This window comes from Streptomyces sp. NPDC088725, assembly GCF_044751305.1.
Lineage (GTDB): Bacteria > Actinomycetota > Actinomycetes > Streptomycetales > Streptomycetaceae > Streptomyces.
Map to the genome: position 1 here is coordinate 372,525 of NZ_JBIVLO010000007.1, position 23,492 is coordinate 396,016.

24 protein-coding genes and 1 riboswitch are annotated in these 23,492 nt (G+C 69.6%); of the genes, 8 read left to right on the plus strand and 16 right to left on the minus strand.

Annotated features, from left to right (window positions below; genetic code table 11):
* The first annotated feature begins 138 nt into the window (after positions 1 to 138).
* Positions 139 to 1,389, plus strand: coding sequence for a PTS transporter subunit EIIC (locus ACIP6N_RS20375; protein ID WP_401817292.1), 1,251 nt, complete (start codon positions 139 to 141; stop codon positions 1,387 to 1,389).
* A 68-nt stretch (positions 1,390 to 1,457) separates the two neighbouring features.
* Here the strand turns inward: ACIP6N_RS20375 and ACIP6N_RS20380 are convergent, their stop codons facing one another.
* A complete protein-coding gene (locus ACIP6N_RS20380) occupies positions 1,458 to 2,210 on the minus strand; it encodes an MBL fold metallo-hydrolase (RefSeq protein ID WP_401817293.1) in 753 nt (250 codons plus the stop codon).
* A 178-nt stretch (positions 2,211 to 2,388) separates the two neighbouring features.
* On the opposite strand from ACIP6N_RS20380, the gene ACIP6N_RS20385 reads away from it, so the two are divergent.
* Entirely contained in the window at positions 2,389 to 2,814 is a 426-nt protein-coding gene (locus ACIP6N_RS20385; protein ID WP_401817295.1) for a type II toxin-antitoxin system PemK/MazF family toxin, read from the plus strand.
* Between the two features lie 697 nt (positions 2,815 to 3,511).
* Here the strand turns inward: ACIP6N_RS20385 and ACIP6N_RS20390 are convergent.
* The 11 genes from ACIP6N_RS20390 to clpS all read right to left on the minus strand — a co-directional run bounded on the left by ACIP6N_RS20390 (position 3,512) and on the right by clpS (position 12,219).
* Positions 3,512 to 4,462 carry a PLP-dependent cysteine synthase family protein gene (locus tag ACIP6N_RS20390; protein WP_401817296.1) on the minus strand — a complete coding sequence of 317 codons (951 nt, stop codon included), beginning with the start codon at positions 4,460 to 4,462 and terminating at the stop codon, positions 3,512 to 3,514.
* On the minus strand, positions 4,462 to 4,764 hold the full coding sequence (locus ACIP6N_RS20395) for a MoaD/ThiS family protein (RefSeq protein ID WP_401817297.1): 303 nt from the start codon (positions 4,762 to 4,764) through the stop codon (positions 4,462 to 4,464). Before ACIP6N_RS20395 ends, ACIP6N_RS20390 begins: the two co-directional genes overlap by 1 nt.
* Positions 4,765 to 4,863: 99 nt before the next feature.
* Positions 4,864 to 4,977: a putative leader peptide gene (locus ACIP6N_RS20400; RefSeq protein ID WP_401817298.1), complete on the minus strand. Its 114-nt coding sequence runs from the start codon at positions 4,975 to 4,977 to the stop codon at positions 4,864 to 4,866.
* Between the two features lie 89 nt (positions 4,978 to 5,066).
* A complete protein-coding gene (locus ACIP6N_RS20405) occupies positions 5,067 to 5,834 on the minus strand; it encodes an ABC transporter ATP-binding protein (protein ID WP_401817300.1) in 768 nt (255 codons plus the stop codon).
* Positions 5,831 to 6,871 (minus strand): FecCD family ABC transporter permease, encoded by a 1,041-nt coding sequence (locus tag ACIP6N_RS20410; protein ID WP_401817302.1) that lies wholly within the window; start codon positions 6,869 to 6,871, stop codon positions 5,831 to 5,833. Before ACIP6N_RS20410 ends, ACIP6N_RS20405 begins: the two co-directional genes overlap by 4 nt.
* 7 nt (positions 6,872 to 6,878) lie before the next feature.
* A complete protein-coding gene (locus ACIP6N_RS20415) occupies positions 6,879 to 7,898 on the minus strand; it encodes an ABC transporter substrate-binding protein (RefSeq protein ID WP_401817304.1) in 1,020 nt (339 codons plus the stop codon).
* A gap of 61 nt (positions 7,899 to 7,959) precedes the next feature.
* Positions 7,960 to 8,030: riboswitch (cobalamin riboswitch) on the minus strand.
* A gap of 32 nt (positions 8,031 to 8,062) precedes the next feature.
* Entirely contained in the window at positions 8,063 to 8,476 is a 414-nt protein-coding gene (locus tag ACIP6N_RS20420) for a Mov34/MPN/PAD-1 family protein (protein ID WP_401817305.1), read from the minus strand.
* Positions 8,477 to 8,506: 30 nt separating this feature from the next.
* The gene (locus ACIP6N_RS20425) at positions 8,507 to 8,932 is read right to left on the minus strand and encodes a PPOX class F420-dependent oxidoreductase (RefSeq protein ID WP_401817307.1); all 426 of its coding nucleotides are present in this window, start codon (positions 8,930 to 8,932) and stop codon (positions 8,507 to 8,509) included.
* A 621-nt stretch (positions 8,933 to 9,553) separates the two neighbouring features.
* Positions 9,554 to 11,014, minus strand: coding sequence for an amino acid permease (locus ACIP6N_RS20430; RefSeq protein ID WP_401817309.1), 1,461 nt, complete (start codon positions 11,012 to 11,014; stop codon positions 9,554 to 9,556).
* Positions 11,015 to 11,329: 315 nt separating this feature from the next.
* A complete protein-coding gene (locus ACIP6N_RS20435; RefSeq protein WP_401817311.1) occupies positions 11,330 to 11,914 on the minus strand; it encodes a DUF2017 domain-containing protein in 585 nt (194 codons plus the stop codon).
* The gene (gene clpS, locus ACIP6N_RS20440) at positions 11,914 to 12,219 is read right to left on the minus strand and encodes an ATP-dependent Clp protease adapter ClpS (RefSeq protein ID WP_401817312.1); all 306 of its coding nucleotides are present in this window, start codon (positions 12,217 to 12,219) and stop codon (positions 11,914 to 11,916) included. Before clpS ends, ACIP6N_RS20435 begins: the two co-directional genes overlap by 1 nt.
* 155 nt (positions 12,220 to 12,374) lie before the next feature.
* Here clpS and ACIP6N_RS20445 point away from each other — a divergent pair, with 155 nt between their 5' ends.
* Positions 12,375 to 13,703: a nicotinate phosphoribosyltransferase gene (locus ACIP6N_RS20445; RefSeq protein WP_401817314.1), complete on the plus strand. Its 1,329-nt coding sequence runs from the start codon at positions 12,375 to 12,377 to the stop codon at positions 13,701 to 13,703.
* Between the two features lie 73 nt (positions 13,704 to 13,776).
* The gene (locus ACIP6N_RS20450; protein ID WP_401817407.1) at positions 13,777 to 14,382 is read left to right on the plus strand and encodes an isochorismatase family protein; all 606 of its coding nucleotides are present in this window, start codon (positions 13,777 to 13,779) and stop codon (positions 14,380 to 14,382) included.
* Positions 14,383 to 14,430: 48 nt separating this feature from the next.
* Here the strand turns inward: ACIP6N_RS20450 and ACIP6N_RS20455 are convergent, their stop codons facing one another.
* Positions 14,431 to 14,763 carry a hypothetical protein gene (locus tag ACIP6N_RS20455; protein ID WP_401817316.1) on the minus strand — a complete coding sequence of 111 codons (333 nt, stop codon included), beginning with the start codon at positions 14,761 to 14,763 and terminating at the stop codon, positions 14,431 to 14,433.
* 125 nt (positions 14,764 to 14,888) lie between these two features.
* Complete coding sequence (locus ACIP6N_RS20460) at positions 14,889 to 17,297, minus strand: immune inhibitor A domain-containing protein (protein WP_401817317.1); 2,409 nt, start codon at positions 17,295 to 17,297, stop codon at positions 14,889 to 14,891.
* A gap of 384 nt (positions 17,298 to 17,681) precedes the next feature.
* Between ACIP6N_RS20460 and ACIP6N_RS20465 the strand changes: the two genes are divergently transcribed.
* Complete coding sequence (locus ACIP6N_RS20465) at positions 17,682 to 17,948, plus strand: hypothetical protein (protein ID WP_401817319.1); 267 nt, start codon at positions 17,682 to 17,684, stop codon at positions 17,946 to 17,948.
* Here the strand turns inward: ACIP6N_RS20465 and ACIP6N_RS20470 are convergent.
* On the minus strand, positions 17,932 to 18,675 hold the full coding sequence (locus ACIP6N_RS20470; protein WP_401817321.1) for an RDD family protein: 744 nt from the start codon (positions 18,673 to 18,675) through the stop codon (positions 17,932 to 17,934). The two genes, ACIP6N_RS20465 and ACIP6N_RS20470, sit on opposite strands and share 17 nt — an antisense overlap.
* Positions 18,676 to 18,804: 129 nt before the next feature.
* Positions 18,805 to 20,436, minus strand: coding sequence for an RDD family protein (locus ACIP6N_RS20475; RefSeq protein ID WP_401817323.1), 1,632 nt, complete (start codon positions 20,434 to 20,436; stop codon positions 18,805 to 18,807).
* 449 nt (positions 20,437 to 20,885) lie between these two features.
* Between ACIP6N_RS20475 and ACIP6N_RS20480 the strand changes: the two genes are divergently transcribed.
* The 3 genes from ACIP6N_RS20480 to ACIP6N_RS20490 all read left to right on the plus strand — a co-directional run bounded on the left by ACIP6N_RS20480 (position 20,886) and on the right by ACIP6N_RS20490 (position 23,467).
* Positions 20,886 to 21,872 (plus strand): glycoside hydrolase family 16 protein, encoded by a 987-nt coding sequence (locus tag ACIP6N_RS20480; RefSeq protein ID WP_401817324.1) that lies wholly within the window; start codon positions 20,886 to 20,888, stop codon positions 21,870 to 21,872.
* A gap of 159 nt (positions 21,873 to 22,031) precedes the next feature.
* Positions 22,032 to 22,799, plus strand: a complete 768-nt coding sequence (locus ACIP6N_RS20485) for a CDP-alcohol phosphatidyltransferase family protein (protein WP_401817326.1) — start codon at positions 22,032 to 22,034, stop codon at positions 22,797 to 22,799.
* A 158-nt stretch (positions 22,800 to 22,957) separates the two neighbouring features.
* The gene (locus ACIP6N_RS20490; protein ID WP_401817327.1) at positions 22,958 to 23,467 is read left to right on the plus strand and encodes an SsgA family sporulation/cell division regulator; all 510 of its coding nucleotides are present in this window, start codon (positions 22,958 to 22,960) and stop codon (positions 23,465 to 23,467) included.
* Positions 23,468 to 23,492: the final 25 nt, after the last annotated feature.

Genomic DNA, 23,492 nt, shown 5'->3' on the forward strand with positions numbered 1-23,492 from the left:
TCGTCCACACCGTGCTACAACTGGTCTACACCAGTGACTGGTGTAGACCACGCGGCTGTGCGCCGCGTTCCGCTCTGATGACGGCGTCGTCTCCCTCGCTTCCTGCCCTGGCGACGCCGTGCCTACTGGAGGAAGTTGATGAGTACGGCCACCGCTCAGGCGGCACCCGCGAAAAAGCGGGGCTCCGGCCTGTTCCAGGGTCTCCAGAAGGTGGGTCGCAGCCTGCAGCTGCCGATCGCCGTCCTGCCGGCCGCGGGAATTCTGCTCCGCCTCGGCCAGCCCGACGTCTTCGGGGCCGACGGTCTCGGCTGGGACAAGGTCGCGTCGGTCTTCGCCACCGCCGGCGGCGCTGTCTTCGACAACCTGCCGCTGCTGTTCTGTATAGGCGTGGCCATCGGCTTCGCGAAGAAGGCCGACGGCTCCACCGCTCTCGCCGCCCTGGTCGGCTTCCTGGTCTACAGCAACGTGCTGAAGGCGTTCCCCGTCACCGACGCCGTCATCTCCGCCGGCGCCGACACTCCGGCGACGTACAACAACCCCGGTGTCCTCGGCGGCATCATCATGGGTCTGCTCTCCGCGGTCCTGTGGCAGCGCTACCACCGCAAGAAGCTGGTCGACTGGCTCGGCTTCTTCAACGGCCGCCGTCTCGTGCCGATCATCATGGCCTTCGTCGGTACCGCGATGGGCGTCATCTTCGGTCTCGTCTGGGGCCCGATCGGCGATGTCATCAGCAACTTCGGTGAATGGATGACCGGTCTCGGCGCCTTCGGTGCCGGCCTGTTCGGTCTGATCAACCGCGGCCTGATACCCATCGGCATGCACCAGTTCGTGAACTCCGTCGCCTGGTTCCAGATCGGCGACTTCAAGAACAGCAGCGGCGCGCTCGTCCACGGCGACCTGACCCGCTTCTTCGCCGGTGACCCGTCCGCCGGACAGTTCATGTCGGGCTTCTTCCCGATCATGATGTTCGGCCTCCCGGCCGCCGCCCTCGCCATGGCGCACACCGCACGCCCGAGCCGCCGCAAGGCCGTGATGGGCATGATGATCTCGCTGGCCCTGACGTCCTTCGTCACCGGTGTCACCGAGCCCATCGAGTTCTCCTTCATGTTCATCGCCCCGGTGCTGTACGCGATCCACGCGCTGCTCACCGCCGTGTCCATGGCCCTGACCTGGGCGCTCGGCGTCCATACCGGATTCACGTTCTCCGCCGGTCTGATCGACTACGCGCTGAACTGGAACCTCTCGACCAAGCCCTGGCTGATCATTCCGCTGGGTCTCGCCTTCGCGGTCGTCTACTACGTGGTCTTCCGCTTCGCCATCGTCAAGTTCGACCTCAAGACCCCGGGCCGCGAACCCGAGGAAGAGGTCGAGGACATCACCAAGGCGTAGTACCGAACACGAAGCCCCCGCTCTCTTCCAGCAGAGAGCGGGGGCTTCGTCGCGCGGGTGGCGCGGCGTCAGATCTGGTAGACCGCGCCGGGCACGGCGAGTTCCGTGCGACCCGGATAGGTCCGACGGGCATCGGCCAGGTTCCGCTGGGCGTCCGTCCACGGCGGGATGTGCGTGAGGACGAGTCTGCCCACCTTGGCGCGGGCGGCGTGTGCGCCTGCCTCGCGGCCGTTGAGGTGGAGGCCGGGGATGTCTTCCTTGCCGTACGTGAAAGCGGCCTCGCACAGAAAGAGGTCAGTGCCCTCCGCCAGCTCGACCAGCGGCTCGCACACACCGGTGTCCCCGGAGTACGTGACGGAACGGCCACCGTGCTCGACCCGGATGGCGAAGGTGTCGACGGGGTGCGCGACCTTCTCCGTACGGACCGAGAAGGGGCCGATGTCGAACGAACCCGGCTTGAGCGTGTGGAAGTCGAAGACCTCGCTCATGGACTTGTCCGTCGGGGTGTCCGCGTAGGCGGTGGTGAGCCGCTGCTCGGTGCCTTCCGGGCCGTAGACCGGGATCGGGTCACAGCGGCCGCCTTCGAACCGGTAGTACCGGGCGACGAAGTAGGCACACATGTCAATGCAGTGGTCGGCGTGCAGATGACTGAGGAAGATGGCGTCGAGGTCGTAAAGACCAATATGGCGCTGCAGCTCGCCCAGGGCACCATTGCCCATGTCGAGGAGCAGCCTGAAGCCGTCGGCCTCTACGAGGTAGCTCGAGCAGGCGGATCCCGCGGCGGGGAAGGAGCCCGAGCAGCCGACGACGGTGAGCTTCATGGAGCGTGAACCTCCGTGGCGGGGATAGGGGGCGACGGGGGTCGTACCGGTTTGTCGAGCCTAAGGCGGGAACCAGCCGGTCGCTCCTCCACGGAGGCCCGTTGTGTGCGAACTCACCTGCCTCTTCACTGGTTCGGATGGCCCCGGCCCTTGCCGGCGGGCCGGTACCGTCAGTCGCATGAATACGTGGTGGTGGATCGCGCTCGTCCTCGTCGTCCTCGTGGCACTGATCGCGACACTCGTCGACGGCCGGGGCCGAAGCCCCCGCCCACCGAAGCCTCACCGGCCCGGGGACCCGCAGCCGGGCGAGATCTGGTGGGCGAACGTCCCCTTCGAAGACACCCCTGGGGCGAAGGACCGCCCCTGCCTGGTGCTCTCGGTACGCGGCGGAAAGGTCCGGGTAGCGAAGATCACGACCAAGCAGCACGACGGCCGCCCGGGAGTGATCCCGCTGCCCGCGGACGCGGTGGGCGACGCGCAGGGCAGGTCGAGCTACCTGGAGACGAACGAACTGCGAGACGTCCGGCTACGGGAGTTCCGCCGCCGGGTGGGTCCGGTGGACGCGACGCTGTGGGCCAAACTCCAACACCTGCCCGAGAGCTGACGCCGCGCCACACACCGGAAGAACCGCCCGCAGGCGGAAGGGGACCGTACCGGAGCAACCGGCTGCCCACAGGTGAAGGGGGCCGTGGAGGGGTGGTGTCCAGAACGTAGAGCGTGACTTTGCGGCGTGGACACCACCGGCCCGGTGTCCACTACACCGCACGCCGAAAATCACGCAACGGACACCCTGCCGAACCCCACCAAACGGCGCCCCCACACTGAACAGCGCGGCACAACGCACCACACCCGGCCCACGCCAACACCCCGGCGACCACCGGAGCAACCGCTCGTCTGCGGATAGAAGGGGGCCGTGGAGGGGTGGTGTCCAGAACGTAGAGCGTGACTTTGCGGCGTGGACACCACCGGCCCGGTGTCCACTGTGCCTGTACACGCCGTAAATCATGCAGTGGCGGACACTTCCCCTGCACGGAACCCGGCACCAACAGCGCCCCCGACGCCCCGGCCACGACGGCGGCGCGGAAACGGCACCGGCCCGTACCCCCAAGACGCCCAGCCCACAACGCCCCGCACGGAACCGGCACCGACCGCACCGCCCCGGCCCGGGCCGCCCCGGCCCACGACGGCGCGCCGGGCTCAACGGCAACCGCAACCGCAACCACGACAAGGCGGCGGCACGGCGGCACGGCGACAACCGCACCCCACAACGACCCGCCCCGCCCGACGCCGGCTCCGCCGGCCTACGCCCAGAGCTGACCGTGCAGCGTCTCGATCGCCGCCTCCGTGGTCGGCGCCGTGTACACCCCCGTGGACAGGTACTTCCAGCCCCCGTCGGCCACGACGAACACGATGTCCGCGCTCTCGCCCGCCTTGACCGCCTTCTGCCCCACCCCGATCGCCGCGTGCAGCGCCGCCCCGGTCGAGACGCCCGCGAAGATGCCTTCCTGCTGCAGGAGTTCGCGCGTACGCGCGACCGCGTCCGCCGAGCCCACGGAGAAGCGTGTGGTCAGGACGGACTCGTCGTACAGCTCAGGGACGAAGCCCTCGTCCAGGTTGCGCAGGCCGTAGACGACGTCGTCGTAGCGGGGCTCCGCCGCGACGATTTTGATGCCGGGCTTCTGCTCACGCAGGTAGCGGCCGACCCCCATCAGCGTGCCCGTCGTGCCGAGGCCCGCCACGAAGTGGGTGACGGACGGGAGGTCCGCGTAGATCTCCGGGCCTGTGGTGGCGTAGTGCGCACCCGCGTTGTCGGGGTTGCCGTACTGGTAGAGCATCACCCAGGAGGGGTTCTCCGCGGCCAGTTCCTTGGCGACGCGCACGGCGGTGTTGGAGCCGCCGGCCGCGGGCGACGAGATGATCTTCGCGCCCCACATGGCGAGCAGGTCGCGGCGTTCCTGGGAGGTGTTCTCCGGCATGACGCAGACGATGTGGTAGCCCTTGAGCCTGGCCGCCATGGCGAGCGAGATGCCGGTGTTGCCGCTGGTGGGCTCCAGGATGGTGCAGCCGGGCGTGAGCCTGCCGTCCTTCTCGGCCTGTTCGACCATGTGCAGGGCGGGGCGGTCCTTGACCGAGCCGGTCGGGTTGCGGTCCTCCAGCTTGGCCCAGATGCGTACGTCGTCGGACGGGGACAGCCGGGGCAGGCGGACGAGAGGGGTGTTCCCGACCGCCGCCAGCGGGGAGTCGTACCGCATCAGGCCGTGTGCTGTTCGAGCGCGCCGCCGGCCACGGCCGGGAGGATCGTGACGCTGTCGCCGTCGGCGAGCTTCGTGGTGACGCCGTCGAGGAAGCGGACGTCCTCGTCGTTGAGGTAGACGTTGACGAAGCGGCGCAGCTGGTTGTCCTTGGCGGGGTCGACGAGTCGTTCCTGGATGCCGGCGTGGCGGGTTTCGAGATCGGCGAAGAGGGCGGCGATGGTGTCGCCGCTGCCCTCGACGGCCTTCGCGCCGTCGGTGTAGGTGCGGAGGATGGTCGGGATGCGGACCTCGATGGCCATGGCGTGGGCTCCTGTCGTGAAGGTGGCTGGACTGGCGGGCTGGGCGCACTGCTGTGGCCCCCGCGTGACGGGGTGGTGCCGGGGTGGCGGGGGCGTCGGTCAGCCGACGTCGTACGGACACATCGCACTGGCGAGGCGGCACAGGTCGACGTGAAGCCGCGCAACGAGCAGCGGGGTGCTCGGCGTCTTCTCGCTCACGTCGTGGAAAACCATGCGGTCATCGTAACGATTCCCGGTTGGCGTCCCGGTATGCGGTCTCGGCTGCCGGACGGATTGCGTTCGCCAGCTGGACCAGCGTCGGCCTAGGGCAGGTAGACGACCGTGGGCGCGCCGGTCACGGGGTGCGGGCTGACCTCGGCGTTCACCTCGTAGACGGCGGCGAGCAGGTCGCGGGTGAGGACGTCGCGCGGGGTGCCCGAGGTGATGATCCGGCCGGCTTGGAGGACGTAGAGGCGGTCGCAGTAGTACGCGGCGAGGTTCAAATCATGCAGGGCGAGGAGGTTGGTGGTGGGTGCTTCGCTGATGAGGGTGAGGACGTCGAGCTGGTAGCGGATGTCCAGGTGGTTGGTCGGTTCGTCCAGGACAAGGAGCGCCGGCTGCTGTACGAGGGCGCGGGCGACGAGCGCGCGCTGGCGTTCGCCGCCGGAGAGCGACGGGAAGGCGCGGTCGGCGAGTGCGGTGATGCCGACCTGGTCGAGGGCGGCGTCGGCGAGTGCGGTGTCGGCGGCGGTGTCGGCTTCCCAGAAGTGTTTGTGCGGGGAGCGGCCCATGGCGACGACTTCACGGACGGTCAGTTCGAAGTCGGTGCCGCCGTCCTGGGGGACGGTGGCGACGCGCTGCGCGCGGGTTCTGGCGGTCATGGCGTGCAGGTCGTCGCCGTCGAGGAGGGCGCGTCCGGCGGTGGGGCGGAGGGTGCCGTACACGCAGCGCAGCAGGGTGGTTTTGCCGCTGCCGTTGGGGCCGACGAGCCCGACGGTCTCGCCGGGGGCGGCGCTGAGGCAGGCGTTCTCGACCAGGTGGCGGCCCGCCGCGGTGTAGGTGAGTCCTTCGACGTGGAGGGTGGCCGTCATACCGGGGCTCCTTCGGGGCGGCGGCGCATCAGCCACAGGAAGAACGGGCCGCCGGTGAGGGCGGTGAGGACGCCGACGGGGATGTCCTGCGGGGCCGCGACGGTCCTGGCCGCGAGGTCGGCGGCGACGAGGACGACGGCGCCGCCGAGCGCGGCGACCGGCAGCAGGGTGCGGTGGGTGGCGCCGACGGCCATCCGCGCGGCGTGCGGGACGAGCAGTCCGATGAAGCCGACGGCGCCGCTGGCGGCCACCATCACGCCGGTGACCAGGGAGGCGAGGACGAAGACGGCGGCGCGGAAGCGTGAGGTGTCCAGGCCGAGTACGGTCGCGCCCTCCTCTCCGACCAGCAGCAGGTCGAGTGGCCGGGCGAGGGTCATGAGGAGGGCGATGCCGGCGGTGAGGACGGCGGCGGGCAGGACGAGCGAGCCCCAGCGGGCGCTGCCGAGGCCGCCGAGGGTCCAGAACAGCGCTTCCTGGAAGTGTTCGGGCCTGGCGGAGACGACCAGGACGAGGGTGGTGAGCGCGGAGAGGATGTACGAGACGGCGACGCCTGCGAGGAGCAGACGTCCACCGGTCATCGAGCCGCCGCGTCTGGCCAGCCCGTACACCAGCGCCAGGGCGACGAGTGAGCCGAGGAAGGCGGCGGCCGGCATGGCGACGGTGGTGGTGAGGCCGCCGCCGATGCCAAGGACGAGGACGAGGACGGCGCCGGTGGACGCTCCCGAGGAGATGCCGAGGAGGAAGGGGTCGGCGAGCCGGTTGCGTACGAGTGCCTGCAGGACGGTGCCGACGACGGCGAGCCCGGCGCCGACGATCGCGCCGAGCAGGACGCGGGGCAGCCGTACGTCGAGCACGATGGTGCGGAAGGGGCTGGGGTCGGCGCGACCGGTGAGGATGGTGATCACCTCGCCGGGCGCGATCCTTACGGAGCCCAGGGCCAGCCCCGCCACCACGGCGACGGCCAGCGCCGCGGTGAGGGAGCCGAGCACGAGGGTGTGGCGCAGGCGCCCGTGGACGGGCGGGGTGTCGCGGCGCACGGCGGGCTTACTTCACGGTCTCTGGGTGAAGCTGCGCGGCGAGTTCCTCGATGGCGTCGGGGGCGCGTACACCGAGGACGACGGTGGAGAGCGGCATGGCGGCGAATCGTTTGTTCTTGATCGCCGGAACGTCCTTGAGCACCGGGTCATCCAGGAGTCGCTTCTCCTTCTGCGCGACCGTGGTGGACCCGTAGTCGTAGATCACGACGGCGTCCGGCTTGCGGTCGACGACCTGTTCCCAGGTCGCGTCGCCGAAGGCCTTGTCGAGGTCGGCGAAGACGTTGTGGCCGCCCGCGCGGGTGATCAGCTCGTTGCCGATGCCTTTGCCGCCCGCGGTGAAGGCGGTCTTGTCGCCGCTGTCATAGACGAAGACGGAGACCGGTCCGGCTCCCTTGATCCGGTCCGCGGTGTCGGCGACGGTCCTGCGTGCCTGGGCGATCCACCGGTCGGCGCGGTCGGTGACACCGAAGATACGGCCGACCTCCGCGATCTCCTGGTAGACGTCGTCCATGGTGGTTCTGCCGTCCGTGCAGTTCTCCAGGTTGAGCCGGGTGTTGATGCCGGAGCGCTGGAGGTCGTCGCGGGCGAGGCCGTCCTTGGCGGCGAAGGCGCTGGAGTAGCCGCCGTAGACGAAGTCGGGGTTGGCGGCGAGCAGCTTCTCCTTGGAGGGGTACTCCTCGGCGAGCACCGGAACGCTGTCGTACGCCTTCTCGTACGCCGGGAGGACCTTGTCGTCGAGGTAGGCGGTGCCGACGAGGGACTTCTCCAGGCCGAGCGCGAGCATGACCTCGGTGACGTGCTGGTTCATGGTGACCACGCGCTTCGGCGGGGCCTGATAGGTGGTTCTCACACCGCAGTTGGTGACGGTGTACGGGAAACCGGTGGCCGCCGCGGCTTTTGTGGCGCCGTTCGCGCCGGCGGGCGTGGGCGTGGTGCCGCAGGCGGTGAGGGTGAGCGCGGCGAGAGCGGGCAGCGCGGCGGTGGCTATGAGCGCACGGCGGCGGGACTGTCCGGGCAGGACTGGCACGGCTGGGGCCTCCTCCGGGGGATTTCCGCGTCCCCTGGCTGGTGGGAGAAGGGCGGCAGGTCAGTTCCTGGCTGCCAAGCGGAACGCTTGGTCACAGTGGCGGGACCGCGCCGGATTCGCACCGGCTTCCTGGGGCCTGCCGCCTCGGGTCGGGCGTCAGTCTCTCAGACGACCCTGACCTCCTCCTCGGTGACCTCGCCCGAGACGATGCGGTATGAGCGGAACTGGAAGGGGCCGGCGTCGTCGGTGTCGGCGGTCGAGACCAGGACGTAGTGGGCGCCGGGCTCGTTGGCGTAGGTGATGTCCGTGCGCGACGGGTACGCCTCGGTGGCGGTGTGCGAGTGGTAGACGATCACCGGCTCTTCGTCGCGGTCGTCCATCTCGCGGTAGAGCTTCAGCAGGTCGCCGGAGTCGAACTCGTAGAAGGTGGGCGACCGCGCGGCGTTGAGCATGGGGATGAACCGCTCGGGCCTGCCGGTGCCCTCCGGGCCGGCGACCACGCCACAGGCCTCGTCGGGGTGGTCGGCTCGGGCGTGCGCGACGATCTGGTCGTGCAGGGCCTGGGAGATGGTCAGCATGCCTGCAATATAAAACGCCGTCGGCCGGCCCTACGGAGCGAGGCCCCAGCCGTAGGCGCGGGTCAGCGGCAGCCGGATGAGCAGGCGCCGTTCGCCGACCATCGCCTCGCGGAACGCCGCCCAGTCCGGATGCTCGCCGCGCAGCGCGCGGTAGTGCGCGACGAGTTGACCGGTCGCGTCGTCCTGGGGGTCCTCGGCGACGGCACCGAGTTCGGCGAGCCCTTCGCCCACGGCGTAGGCGTCGAGGTTCGCGGTGGTGACGTAGAAACTCGCCCGGGGGTCGCGGCGGAGGTTGCGGGTCTTGGCGCGGTCGTCGGTCACGGAGATCAGCGCGACTCGGGTGGCCGGGTCGTACAGATACGCGACGTTGGACAGCTGAGGCCGTCCGTCGCGCTTCAGCGTGGTGAGCACGCCGGTGGGGGTGGTGCCGAACAGGGTCCACGGGTCCGTTGCCATGCGGCCGACGCTAGCGGCTCGCGGCGGGGCACGCTGTGCGTTTCGCCGTGCGGGTCGCCGTGCGGCACGCGGCGGGCGGTGGGTTTCGCCGTGCGTTTCGCCGTGCGGGTCGCCGTGCTGCGGGCGGGTGGTGTCCGCTGTCCGGTGCGGGTCGTCGTGCTGCGGGCGGCGGGGTCCGCTGTCCGGTGCGGGTCGTCGTGAGCCGGGGCGGCGGGGTCCGCTGTCCGGTGCGGGTCGTCGTGAGCCGGGGCGGCGGGGTCCGCTGTCCGGTGCGGGTCGCCGCGAGCCGGGGCGTTGTGGTTTCGGTTGGTGCCGGGTTCCGTGGAGGGGTCATGTCCGCCACTGCATTATTTTCGGCGCGTGGACGCGTAGTGGACACCGGGCCGGTGGTTTCCGCGCCGCAAAGTAACGCTTTACGTTCTGGACATCACCCCTCCACGGCCCCCTTCCACCCTGCGGGCAGGCTCGCGCTCGGGTCGCGAGGACGGCGTGGCCGTCCACCGGCACTCTGGGCCGCGCCGGGCGGCGACCCGGGCAACACGAAACGCCGCCCGGAGTCGGACGGCGTTTCGCGATGCGGTTCCGCCCCACCGCCGTGGGGCGGAACCGCACGATCACTGCCTATTCGGCGGCGGAGGCGTACTCCGGCTTTTCGGCCAGTTCCGGGTTGCGCTTCTTCAGGATCTGCCAGCCGATCGCCAGGCCGACGCCCCAGATGGCACCCACGTACAGGCTGACGCGGGCGTCCGGGTCGATGGCGATCATGACCGCCACGCCGATCAGGAAGACCAGGGCGATCCAGCTGCACACCGAGCCGCCCGGGGCCGGGAAGGAGGACTTGCGCAGGCGGCCCTCGTCGACGCCCTTGCGGTAGCGGATGTGGCTGGCGAGGATCATCATCCAGGTCCAGATACCGGCTGCCGTGGCCACCGAGGTGACGTAGCCGAATGCTTTCTCCGGGACGAAGTAGTTGAGGATCACGCCCACGCCCATCAGCGCGACCGAGACGGTGATGCCTATCGCCGGGGTCTTGCGCGAGTTGAGCTTGCCGAAGGCGGCGGGGGCTTCCTTGTTGGCGGCGAGGCCGCGCAGCATGCGGCCGGTGGAGTACATGCCGGAGTTGCAGGAGGAGAGCGCCGCCGTCAGGACGACGAAGTTGACGATGCCCGCGGCGAGCGGAATGCCCATCTTCTCGAAGGCGTAGACGAACGGGCTGGTCCCGGCGGAGAACTCGGTCCACTTGACCACCGCGAGGATGACCGTCAGTGCGCCGACGTAGAAGATGATGATGCGCCAGGGCAGCGTGTTGATGGCCTTGGGGAGGGTCTTCTCGGGGTTCTCGGACTCGCCCGCCGTGACACCGACCAGCTCGACGGCGAGGTAGGCGAACATGACGCCCTGGAGCGTCATCAGGCTGGAGCCGATGCCCTTCGGGAAGAGACCGTCGTGCGCCCAGAGGTTGCTCGCGCTCGCCGTGTCACCCGCGTCGGAGAAGCCCAGGGTGAGGACACCGAGGCCGATGACGATCATGCCGATGATCGCGGTGACCTTGACCATGGAGAACCAGAACTCGACCTCGCCGAAGATCTTCACCGAAATCAGGTTGACACTGAACAGCACCACGAGGAAGACCAGTGCGCTGAGCCACTGGGGAATCTGCGGAAACCAGAAATTGATATAGATCGCTGCTGCGGTCAGCTCGGCCATGCCGGTGACGACCCAGTTCAGCCAATAGGTCCAACCGGTGACATAACCGAAGAAGGGACCGAGGAATTCACGGGCGTACTCCGCGAAAGAGCCGGAGATGGGCCGGTAGAGAAGCAACTCGCCGAGTGCCCGCATGATGAAGAAGATGACGACGCCGGCGAGAGCGTACATGAGGATGATGCTGGGCCCGGCCTTGGCGATGTTCGCCCCGGCGCCCATGAAGAGGCCTACACCGATCGCGCCACCGATCGCGATCATCTGGATTTGGCGGCTGCCGAGCCCCCGCTCGTACCCCTCCTCCGTGGTTCCGGCTCCGGCCTTGCTCTCCAAGGCTCCGTCGTCCGCTGGGTATTGGTCGACCCGTGGAGTCGTCATGGTGGTACGCCCTTTCTCCATGCCCGTCCGCACGTTCTCGACGGCGGACCGATGTCCGAATCCCCCCGGATATGAATGGAGTGCTGTCGGCGATCAGCCGGCGTTTGCCGTTCGGGGAACAGGGGTGGCGCCCCCGATCGGTGTGGAAGATCTAACACGGAACCGGGGGTCTCGCTCGGACAGAGATGTGACGCACGACACAGGGAGAGGCGGACAAAACGTGCCGCGAATCACAAAGGTCGCCGGTGGTTTGACGTGATCGTTATCTCGAATTGAGGCTCTATTGAGCGGGCGTACAGGGGCCGGAGAGGCCGGTCAGGGCAGCAGGGTCTCCACGAGGGATTCCTGGAGAGCGCCCAGCCAGAGGTACGCCATGACCATGGGTTTACGCGGGTCGGAGTCGGGCAGCCGGTACAGTTCGCCGCTCTCGTCCTCGTCGGAGACCTCCAGGCGCGTGCCGATCGTCAGCCGCAGGTCGTTGAGCGCGCCGAGCCAGTGCCGGCAGTCGTCCGCCGTCAGAGTGAGTACGGCCCCGCCCGCGCCGGGCGCGGAGAGGCTGTCGAGGGTGCGGACGACGGCGATACCGTCCTCGCGCTTGCGGCTGCGCAGGTCGTTCTCCGTGAAGCGCCTGAATTCGGAGGAGTACGCGCGCAGCTTGTCGTCGCTGTCGTCGTCGCCGTACGCGTTCGGGAAGAGCCGGGCGAGCGCCGGGTCGGTGGGGGGCTCGGTCGGCCCGTCGGAGAAGATCGAGGCGAACAGGTCGTCATCTGCGGCCGGTTCGTCGCCGGGGCCGATCAGTTCGAGGAGCTGGACGGCGAGCGAGCGCAGGATGGAGACCTCGACCTCGTCGAGCGCGACGGCGGCCCCGCCGCCGGGTGCGGGCTCGAACTGCCCGGCCATCAGTTGCGGTCCTGCGAGAGGGTCGCCCAGAGCCCGAAGCCGTGCATCGCCTGCACGTCGCGCTCCATCTCCTCACGGCTGCCGCTCGACACCACGGCACGGCCCTTCTGGTGGACGTCGAGCATCAGCTTGTTCGCCTTGTCCTTCGGGTAGCCGAAGTAGGTCTGGAAGACGTACTCCACGTAACTCATGAGGTTCACCGGGTCGTTGTGCACGATCGTCACCCAGGGCACGTCGGGTTCGGGGACGAGATACGTCTCCTCGGCCGATTCCGGGCGTTCGACTTCAGTCGGAGCGACACTCACGGTTCGGGACGACCTTCTTCTCTGCGGGGGCCGGGGGCTCTGTGCGCCGCGGTTTCACAGCCTCACGGGTCCATGCTGCCACCCGGGAGGGGGTGTCGCACAAACGGCCTCATAGAAATCGTCACTCTGACGAGTAGGGCGGGTAGCATTCTCATATGAACACTCCGGACCTCGGGCTCCCGGTGGACGTGCCGTCGACCGCGCTCTTCACCGACCAGTACGAGCTGACCATGCTCCAGGCGGCACTTCAGGCCGGTACGGCCGATCGCCACTGTGTTTTCGAAGCATTCACCCGGCGGCTGCCCGAGGGGCGGCGTTATGGAGTTGTCGCGGGCACCGGGCGGGTCCTGGACGCCGTGGAGAACTACCGGTTCGACGCGGATGTGCTGGGCTTCCTCGAAGAGCGCTCGATCGTCGACGGGCCGACGCTCGAATGGCTCGCCTCCTACCGCTTCCGCGGGGACATCTGGGGCTACCCCGAGGGCGAGATGTACTTCCCGGGATCGCCGATCCTGCGGGTCGAGGGCTCCTTCGCGGAGTGCGTCCTGCTGGAGACCGTGATCCTGTCGATCCTCAACCACGACTCGGCGATCGCCGCCGCCGCGTCCCGGATGTCGGCGGCCGCGGCCGGGCGCGGGCTGATCGAGATGGGCGCGCGGCGTACGCACGAGCTGTCCGCGGTCGCCGCCGCGCGCGCCGCGTACATCGGGGGCTTCGACACGACCTCCGACCTGGCCGCCGGTTTCCGTTACGGCATCCCGACCGTGGGTACGAGCGCGCACGCCTTCACCCTGCTGCACGACAGCGAGCGCGACGCCTTCCGCGCGCAGGTCGACTCGCTCGGCCGCGGTACGACGCTGCTGGTCGACACGTACGACGTGGCCGAGGCCGTGAAGACCGCCGTGGAGATCACCGGTCCCGGCCTCGGCGCCGTCCGTATCGACTCCGGCGACCTGCTGCTGGTCGCGCACCGGGTGCGTCAGCAGCTCGACATCCTCGGCGCGGTCGACACCAAGATCGTGGTCACCTCCGATCTGGACGAGTACGCCATCGCCTCGCTGGCGGCCGCGCCGGTGGACGCGTACGGCGTCGGCACGCAGCTGGTCACCGGCAGCGGGCAGCCCACCTGCTCCATGGTCTACAAGGTCGTCGCCCGCGCGCGGTCCGCCGATCCGAAGGCGCCGCTCCACCCGGTGGCGAAGAAGTCGACGGGCGGCAAGACGTCGATCGGCGGCCGCAAGTGGGCGGCCCGGCGCCTCGACGCGGAGGGCCGCGCGGCGGCCGAGGTGATCGGTACGGGCGCGGTGCCGGCCGACCTGGTGGACAGGCAGCTCCAGGTGGAACTGGTCAGGGGCGGCGAGGTCGTCGCCCGCGAGCCTCTGAACACCGTGCGTGAGCGCCATTTCGCGGCGCGTTCGGGGCTGCCGATGTCGGCGATCCAGCTGTCGCGGGGCGAGCCCGTGATTCCGACCGAGTACGTGTGAGCCGCTCGCACGTGTGCAAGGTAATAACCACGCGGACCGTATCCGGCACACACATCCGATGAAGGGCCTCGTCATGCACCGCGCCTTGATCGTCGTCGACGTACAGAACGACTTCTGTGAGGGCGGCAGCCTCGCGGTGACCGGCGGCGCCGGTGTCGCGGCCGCGATCACCGATCTGATCGGGCAGTCGACCGCCGGCTACCGCCATGTCGTCGCCACCCGCGATCATCACGTCGATCCCGGCGACCACTTCAGCGCGGACCCGGACTATGTCCACAGCTGGCCGGTCCACTGTGTCGCCGGTACGGAGGGCGCGGGCTTCCACCCGAATTTCGCGCCGGCCGTCGCCTCGGGCGCCATCGACGCGGTCTTCGACAAGGGCGCCTACGCGGCCGCGTACAGCGGTTTCGAGGGCGCTGACGAGAACGGCGTCACGCTGGCGGACTGGCTGCGGTCGCGTGAGGTCGCCGAGGTCGACGTCGTCGGCATCGCGACGGATCACTGCGTACGGGCGACGGCGCTGGACGCGATCCGTGCGGGGTTCGTCACGCGCGTGCTGCTCGACCTGACCGCCGGGGTCGCGCCCGTCACCACGGAGCGGGCGCTCGCCGAGCTGCGTACGGCGGGCGCGGAGCTGACCGGCGCGCCGGTGGTACGGACGCCGGCCGAGGGCGCGTGAGGCGCTCCGAGGGGGCTCCTCAGGGGCGCTGGGACCGCATCCCCCGCCTCACCCCGCGCCCGCGTGCGCCGGCGGGCGCGGAGGGCGCAGGAGCGCGCGTATGGGCATCCACAGCTCCTCCAGGCACTCCGGAGTGGTCCGCCAGAGGAGGCCGTCCGGATGGTGCAGGACGGCCGTGATCTCGTCCGGTGTCGGCGGTTCCGCGTTCCCGCGCAGATAGACCGCCCGTAGTCCGAGGTTCCGCAGCCTGGTCAGGGCGCGGGCGCGGTTGCCGGCGAGGACCAGGACGCGGACCGTTCCGCTCCCTGTCACCGGTCTCGGCAGGGTCAGTGCGACCACTACCTTGCCGTTCGGGAGCTTGCTGAAGCCTCCACCTGCCATGTCGTTCATCTCCCCCGCGAGACATCGTGTCAATAAGAGAGTCGTAGAACGCACTCAAACACGATCGGCCGCCGCCCGCTAGAGGGGCGACGGCCGATCATGCTCTGACCTGCGGCGATGCTCGATTACTTGTGAGAGGGAGCCACCTGGACCGTCAGCGTCGAGCCGTCGAGCGGCTGGCTGACGATCGTGATCTTGGTGTTCGTGTCAGGAACGATGACACTTCCCTGGGGGTTCGCCTTGTCGTAGTAGGTGCCCTTGTGGTCGTCGAAGACCGGGACGCCGAGCTTCGGGGCGATCTTGGTCGCCACGCCCGCGCTGTGCAGCGTGACGCCCGGGGTCGGCCACCAGCTGAACGTGGAGTCGAACGCCTGGATCCTGTTGCGCATCAGGGTCCCGTTCTTCCACTTCAGCGCGCCCGGGTGGGCGTCGACCGGAAGGATCAGGCCCTCGCCCGGGTGGACGCTGGTGTTGTTGTCCTTCTGCGAGGTGTCCCACAGCCAGACCAGCAGACCGGTCTGGTACGCGTAGTGCTCGACCCAGGCGTCCTTGGGAGCCGGGTAGCCGAAGTTGTACGGACCCGTCTTCAGCGTCGTGTCGTACGAGACGTACTGGCGGTTCTCGGCGATGTAGTACTGGGCGTAGTCCTTGGTGAAGGACTCACCGATGCGCGAGAACCCCTTCGCGGTCCACGCCGCGTCGTCGGCCTCGGCGTTGTCGGTGAACAGCGGGGTGCCGTCGGCGATCACGCTGATGGCGTCCGCCGCGAAGCCCTTGCCGCCCGCGCCGCCGTCCGTCTGGTAGCGGAAGCGGATGTCGATCTTCTGACCGGCGTACGCGTCCAGCGGGTAGGACAGCTTCTTGTACGCGCCGGAAGCACCGGTGAGCGCCGGCTTGTCGCTGCCGTCACGGGTGATGGCGGCGCCGTCCGCGGTGCCTTCGAGCGGCGTCCAGTTGCTGCCGTCCGTCGACGCCTCTGCGTACAGGTAGTCGTAGTCCGCCTCGATGTCCCACCAGCCCTGGAGGTCGAGCGAGGCCGCCGACTTGCCGGTCAGGTCGACCGACCGGGTGAGGGTGTTCTTGAGGTCGTCACCCATGTCGCTCCACCACTGTCCCGAGCCCTCGGCGGGCTTCACGACCGTGGTGGTCTGCGTCTTCTCCGGCAGGTCGACGACGAGCGCCTGCGGGTTCTTGGTGTTGTACGCCGCGACACCCAGCTTGGTGGTGGACTTCGTCGCGGCCTTGCCCTGGGCGTAGTTGAGCCAGCCGAGCTGGAGCTTGTCCCAGGCCGTCATGTCGCCGGGCAGGTCGCCGATCGCGTTCTTGCCGGTGCCGAGCCAGGAGCCCGAGGACATCAGGTCCCAGAAGGACGTGGAGTTCTCGCCACCCGCGGTGTCGTAGTTGTCCGGCAGGCCCAGGTCGTGGCCGTACTCGTGCGCGAAGACACCGAGGCCGCCGTTCTCCGGCTGCATCGTGTAGTCGCCGACCCAGATGCCGGAGTCACCGATCTGCGTGCCGCCGGACTTGTTGTCCGCCGGACCCGTGCTGCCCGCGTCCGTGCCGTACGCGTACCAGCGGTGCGCCCACAGGGCGTTCTCGCCCTCGACGCCGCCGCCGGCCGACTCGTCCTCGCCCGCGTGGACGATCTGGAAGTGGTCGATGTAGCCGTCGGGCTCGTTGAAGTCGCCGTCGCCGTCGAAGTCGTAGCGGTCCCACTGGTCGTACTGGGCGAGGTCGGCCTTGATGTCGGCGTCCGACTTGCCCGCGGCCTTCTGCTGCGCGGCGTAGGCGGCGACCCCGTCGCGCACGGTGTCCCACACGTTGGCGCAGTTGGTGCTGCCGCAGTAGTTGGAGCCGTAACGGGCCTCGTTGTTCGGGACCTTGACCCAGGCGGTGACTTCACCGTCGACCGAGTAGCGTCCGGAGGACGTCTTCTCGTAGTAGGTCTTCAGCGAGTCCTTCTGCTTGCCGTTCTTGTCCTTGCCGGTACCGAAGTACAGGTCCTGGAAGTGCTGCTGGTTGTAGTCGGCCTGCCAGGCGGTGGAGTTGTCCACCTTGCGGTCGGGCTCGGCTATCTCGTTGTGCTGCGGTCCCGGCGTGCCGCCGTACTTCTTGATGGGCGCCTCCGGACCGCTGCCGTCCGGGTCGTACATCGTGGTGTCGTCGACCTGGTCGCCGAACTCCACGAGGATCGTGAAAATCTTGTCGGTCTTCTCCCGGCCCAGCTCGACGTACTTCTTGTTGCCGAGCTTCACCACCTGGGAGCCGCCGCGCTTCTCCAGCTTGGCGTGACCGGAGAGGACCTGCTCCAGCGCCGCCTTGCGCTCTGCGGCCTGCTTCTTGCTGAACGGGCCGTCCAGATCGTGGTCGACCTGGCCCTTCTGGGAGTCCGGGTCGCGGTGCTCGATGACCGCGCGACCGGATCCGGGGCCGTCCTCGGCCTGTGCCGTGGTGAAGGCCGAGGCGGTGGCGGCGGTCGCGGCGAGAGCCACGACCACCGCGGACACTCTCTTGGCCCGTCGGTTCTTGATCACTTGATGTTGTCCTCCCCCGCGCTCGCGCTCCACGGATCGGGGGTATAGGGATCCGTGCGCGTATGCGCGACATAAGTGGCGCTATTTGAACGGAGTTGAAGAAGAAAAGACAGTCTTGACTTGAGTAGGTGAACTGCTCTATGCAGGAGCCGACTTCCGGTATACGGACACCGATATGTCGGACAACGGCGCACCGAATCGTCATCTACGGGAAACACGTGCCCGGTGCGCCCCTCCCTGCGACGCCTCTGCGAGCGGGATGACGCTTGCCGGGAGTCCCGCTCGGGCATCCCCCGTCATAGGGCGGGCCGGAGGCGGCGCGCGTAGGAGGCATCCCGCTTCCCTGCCCTGAACAGCCGAGCTCCGAGGGACGGAAAAACCGCCATGCCGCGTCCGACCGCCGCACAACTCGCCTACGGCTCCGCCACGGTCGTCTGCTCGACACTCGTCATGCTTCTGCTCTCCGGGGTGACCGGGGGTATCGGTATCGCGGTGATCGCGCTCGCCGCGCTCGTGCTCGGGGTACTGGTCTCCCTGACGGTGAGGACGCGGGAGTCGGCGTCGGAATCGGTCACGTCGGAATCGGTCACGTCGCATGAGAACGCCGCCTCGGACGAGGCAGCCACGTCGGCGTTCACTGCGGGGCCGTGACGACGACCGTCCTGGCCGCCTTGTCGTGCAGGCCCTGTTTGTACGGCCGGCTGGCCGCGATCGACACGATGAGGATGAGCCACCAGACGCAGTAGCAGCAGATCAGCGCGGGTACCCAGAGGACCGCCGCGCGCAGCAGCGAGGCGCCGGTGTCGGGTACGGAGCCGTCGTTGACCATCGCGACCCGCAGTTTCGTCCAGCGCTTGCCGAGGGTCTGGCCGTTCCTGGCGACCATCACGGTGTCGTAGCCGACGTACGCGATGACCGCGATGACCGTCCACAGCCACTGCCTGCCCGTGTTCACCTGATCGGAGAAGGTGTTCCACTCGCTGTTGCCGTTCGACGACGAGTGGATGCTGCCGGTGGCCAGGGACAGGACGGCGAGCGGGATGAACACGATCAGGGCGTCGATCACCCGGGCCAGGAGCCGCCTGCCGAAGGTCGGGAGCGGCGGCATTCCCGCGTACGGATCAGGACCGCCGCGCTGTCCGCCGCCGAACCGGCCGCCACCGCCACCGCCGAACCGGCCTCCGCCGCCGAAGGGGCCGCCGCCCTGCTGGTCGCCCCCGTACGGGCCGCCGCCGTAGGGACCACCGCCGTACGGATTGCCGCCGGGAGGCGGGTTGTCACCGCCGTACGGGACACCCGGAGGAGGTTCCTGCGGCGGCTTCTTGAAGAACGGGTCGTCCTCGGGCGGCTGACCTGGCGGCGGCTGATCGTTGCTCATGGGGGCAGTGCACCGCGCGCGCCGGGGGCGCGCAACGGGATCGACCGCCGTTCGGCCGAACGCCGTCGCGCCCGGTCGTCGTCAGTCCGCCGGGCGGGCCGACCAGCGGCCCGCCGGCCGGTCCGCTCGTCAGCCCGCCACGAACGTACGCGCCGCCTTGTCGTGCCAGCACTGGCGCCACGGCTTGTCGACCAGGCACCACAGCACGTTGACGACGCCCACCACGACCAGCCCGAGCACCCCGTACACCAGCCAGCGGCGCAGAGCGGCGCCGAAGGACGGCGGCTGGTGGGACTCGATGTCGCGCACTTCGAGACCACAGAGCTTCTTGCCCAGCGTGCGCCCCCACTTGGCGGTCGGCAGCGCCTCGTACAGCACACCGAGGATCAGGAGCGCGGCGAGGACGGCGCCGAGGCAGCCGGCGGTGGTGGAGTCGAGCAGCCAGACGGTGACGGTCCTGCCGGACTGCTTCGCCGCGTCGATCTTGGCGTCGACATGGGTCTGGGCCTTGGACACGAGCGGTACGGCGACCGCGCCGACGACCGCGCCGAGGACGACGGTGTCGATGAGCCGGGCCGCGAACCGCTTGCCGAGGCCGGCGGGCCTGGCGGCCGTCTGGGCCTGGGCCATCGCGAGGAACGGGTCGTCGGCCGGGGGCTTCCACGGCATGACGGGCTGATCGGCCTGCCCGCCGGAACCGAAGGGCCGGCTCGGCTGCTGCTGCTGGAACTGTTGCGGCTGGAAGGGCTGCTGCTGAGGGGCCTGCTGAGCCTGGCCCTGTCCGGGGATCTGCGGCTGCCCGGCCGCCGCACCCGTACCCGAGCCCTTGCGCGAGCCCGAGCGGGATCCGCCGGGCTTGGTGGCGCGGATCGTCATCGTGCCCTCGGCCCGGTCCTGCCGCACCGGCTCCGCGGCCTCCTCGTCCTTGGCGCGGCGGGCGGCGTTCAGGGCGCGGAGGGTGACGGTGCTGTCGACGGGCGGGGCCGGCTCGTGCGGGGCGGAGCGCTGGGGCGTACCGGCTCCGGGGCGCCGGCTCGCGTCGGGCCCGTCGGTACCCGGGGTGAGTCCGGAGCCGAGGCCGGCTCCGCGGCCCGGGGTGACGCCCCGTCTCATGGCGCGGATCGCGACGGTGCCGTCCGACAGCGGCCGGCCGTCGTCCGGGCCGGGTCCGAGCATGCGTGCGTCGGCCGGAGCGGCGCCCGCCGGATCGGCGTGCGGGCCGGTCGCGTCGGACGCGTTGGCTGACGGCTGCGACTGGTTGGGCACGCGGGGATCCTGGCGCGGGTCATGGCCCGGTCCCTGGCGCGGGTCGTGAGCCGGTCCCTGCCGCGGGTCGTGAACCGGACCCTGCCGCGGGTCGTGAACCGGACCCTGGCGCGGGTCATGGCCCGGTCCCTGGCGCGGGTCCTGACCGGGCGCGCCCCAGGAGACGCGGTGGGCGTGCTCACCGCCGAATCCGGTCTGGCGGGAAGTGTCGGCCTGCCACGCGGTGGCCGGTTCCTGCCGGATGCCCTCGGGCGGCACCTCGTCCAGGAACATCGGGCCCGTCTCCTCGACGGACTGCGGCGCGGTGCCCTGCCCGGCGGCCACGTCGGGCTCGGCGGGGCCGAAGGGCATCACCTCACCGCCCTGGGGCGCGGGCCGGCTCGTACCGGGCACCCAGGCGGTGCCGTTCCAGTACCTGACGTATCCGGGGATGGACGGGTCCGGGTAGAACCCTTCCCCGGGTACGTTCCCGCCGTCGGCTGGAGGAGTAGCCACTGACCCCAACTCCGTTCACTCACCACATGTTTGGCCGGACATCCGGGCGGGCCGTGCCGCACACGCCCCCGCGGCGACCGGGCGCGCGCCTCCGCCTGTCCAAGGGAGACAGTAACGAAGAACGAAGAGTCCGGAAGAAAGTGATGGCCACAAAGGCCGCATTCGGGCCGCACGAACGCCGGAAGGGTGAGGCGTCGCACGGAAATCTGGACACCAGTGCCCAGAGTGGTTCGGGAAGTGAACCGCGAAACCCCTTGACCGTTCATGAACAGTGCATGACAGTCGTTGAGTGAGAGCGCTCTCAAACGGCCCGCACACGCCGTACGAAGCGCTCGTTCCGCCGCGTCCCCCCACTGCCGTACGCGTCACCGCTGTCATCCCGCTGTACGCACCACCGTCGCCGTACGCGTCACCGTCGCGGTTCCTCCGGAAGAAGGAAGTCACCCCCCATGTACGGAATTTCCTCCCGGGTCGGCCCGGCCCCGGACCGCCGGCCCCGCCGCCGTCTGCTGACCCTGCTGACCGCGCTGTCGCTTCCGCTGACCGGCCTGCTGGGGCTGACCGCCGCCTCGGCCACGGCCTCCGCGTCCGACGCCACGACCGCGTCCGCCAACACCGCGGCCGACTGGACCACGGTGTTCAGGGACGACTTCGACGGAGCGGCCGGTACCGGTCTGAACCGCGCCGACTGGCTGTACGACCTCGGCACCGGCTACCCGGGAGGCGCCGGGAACTGGGGCACCGGCGAGATAGAGACCTCCACCGACTCCACCGACAACGTCTACCAGGACGGCGACGGTCACATGGTGATCAAGCCGATCCGGGACGCCTCCGGCCACTGGACGTCGGGCCGGGTGGAGACCCAGCGCACCGACTTCGGCGCGCCGGCCGGCGGCCAGGTCGAGATCAGCGCGTCCCTCAAGCAGCCCGACCCCGCGAGCGGCCTCGGCTACTGGCCGGCCTTCTGGGCCATGGGCGCCGACGCCCGCCCGACGGGCGCCACCAACTGGCCGGGCATCGGTGAGCTGGACATCATGGAGGACGTCAACGCGCTGAGCCAGCACTCCACGACGTTCCACTGCGGCGAATGGGCCGGGGAGTGCCACGACCCCGACGGCATCAGCAGCGACCTCCAGCCGTGCGACGGCTGCCAGACGGGCTACCACACGTACTCCGTGATCGTGGACCGTACGGACGCGGCCGCCGAGCAGCTGCGCTTCTACCTCGACGGCGCCCAGACCTTCGCCGTGAACCAGAGCGAGGTCTCCACCGCCACCTGGCAGGCGGCCGTGGACCACGGCTTCTTCGCCATCTTCGACGTCGCGATCGGCGGCTCGTACCCGGACAAGGTCTGCGGCTGCACGTCGCCTTCGGCGGACATCAGCTCGGGCGCGGGAATGAGCGTGGACTGGTTCCAGGTCAACGTGAGCCAGTGACACCGAGTCGATGTGAGCGAGTGACAGCGGGCCGGCGTGAGCCTGTGACACTCGCCGCATCCTGAAAGCCCAGGCCCGGAACGCGTGCCAACACCCCGCGTTCCGGGCCTGATTTCCGTCTTCTAGCCTGTGACGATTCCCAGAGCGAGAGGACACACCATGGCGAGTGCGCCCGCATTGGCAGAACTGCGCGAGGTCTGCCAGCCCCACGCGAAGCTGGAGAGCCGTAACGGCGAGCACTGGGCGGGCCGGCTGTACATGCGCAGAATCTCGCTGCACACCACTCGCCAGCTCGTCCGTACACGCGTGACGCCCGATGCCCTGACCTGGACGATGGTCGTCTGCGGGATCGCCTCCGGGTTCGCCCTGCTCATACCGGGGCTGACGGGCGCTCTGCTCGCGGCCGTGCTCTTCCAGTTGTTCCTGCTGTTCGACTGCGTGGACGGCGAAGTGGCCCGCTGGAAGGGCCAGAACAGCGCGACGGGCATCTACGTCGACCGGCTGGGCGCGTATCTTGCCGATGCCGCGCTGATGATCGGGGCGGGCTGGCGCGCGGCGAACGGCGGATCGGACCTGTGGGTGAGCGCCGGGCTCGCCGCCGCGCTCGGGATCGTCCTGCTGAAGGCGTCCACCGACCTGGTCGACGTGGCACGCGCGCGGCGCGGCCTGCCGGTGGCGGACGACGAGTCGACCAGGCCGCGTTCCACCGGCCTCGCCTCGGCCCGCCGACTGGCCTCCGCGCTCAAGATCCACCGCATCACGAACGGCATCGAGGCCTCGCTCGTGCTCCTGGCGGTCGCGGTCGCCGACGCGGCCGTGGGCAGTCTGGAACCGACGCGCATCGCGGTGCTGGCCATCATGGTGATCACCTGGGCCATGGTCGTCGCCCACCTGACCTCGATCCTCTCCTCGTCCCGGCTCCGCTGAGACCGTCGCGGCGCGGCGGGTGGTGACCGCGGGGCTCGGGGCCTGCGAGAGGTTCCCGGGAGAAACGTCGCCGGAGTCGCGTCATGGTTCGCCGGGTGTGCGCTCTCTCCTGGTGAGGCCCCGCCGCCGGGCCCTTCCCAGGAGAGGAAGTACCCCTCATGCACACCGTGGTGGAACGCGAGCTGGAACTCAATCTGGTGCTCTCTCCCGAGCGCAGCATTCCCGTCCCGGCCCGGCTCTCGTACCGTACGGACGACCCGTACGCCGTGCACATCGCCTTCCACATCTGCTCGGATACGCCGGTGGACTGGACGTTCGCGCGCGATCTGATCATCGAGGGCGTGTTCAGGCCGTGCGGGCACGGCGACGTACGGATCTGGCCGACGAAGGTCGGCGGGCGCAATGTGCTGTGTGTGGCGCTCAGTTCCCCGGAGGGGGACGCGCTGCTCGAGATGTCCTCGGCCATCGTCTCCGCGTGGGTGGAGCGGACGCTGCGGATCGTGCCACCGGGTACGGAGACGGAGCGGCTGGGTCTCGACGACGCGCTGGACGGGCTGTTGGCACCGGCACCGGCCGGTGAGCGGCGGCCGCTCACCGGCCCGTGGGCTCCGGACGCGTGCGGGTACGAGTCCGCGCCGGAGCCCGAGTCGGCCGAGGAGGACGCGTGAGCGCGCCCTCAGGACCGGTCGCTCA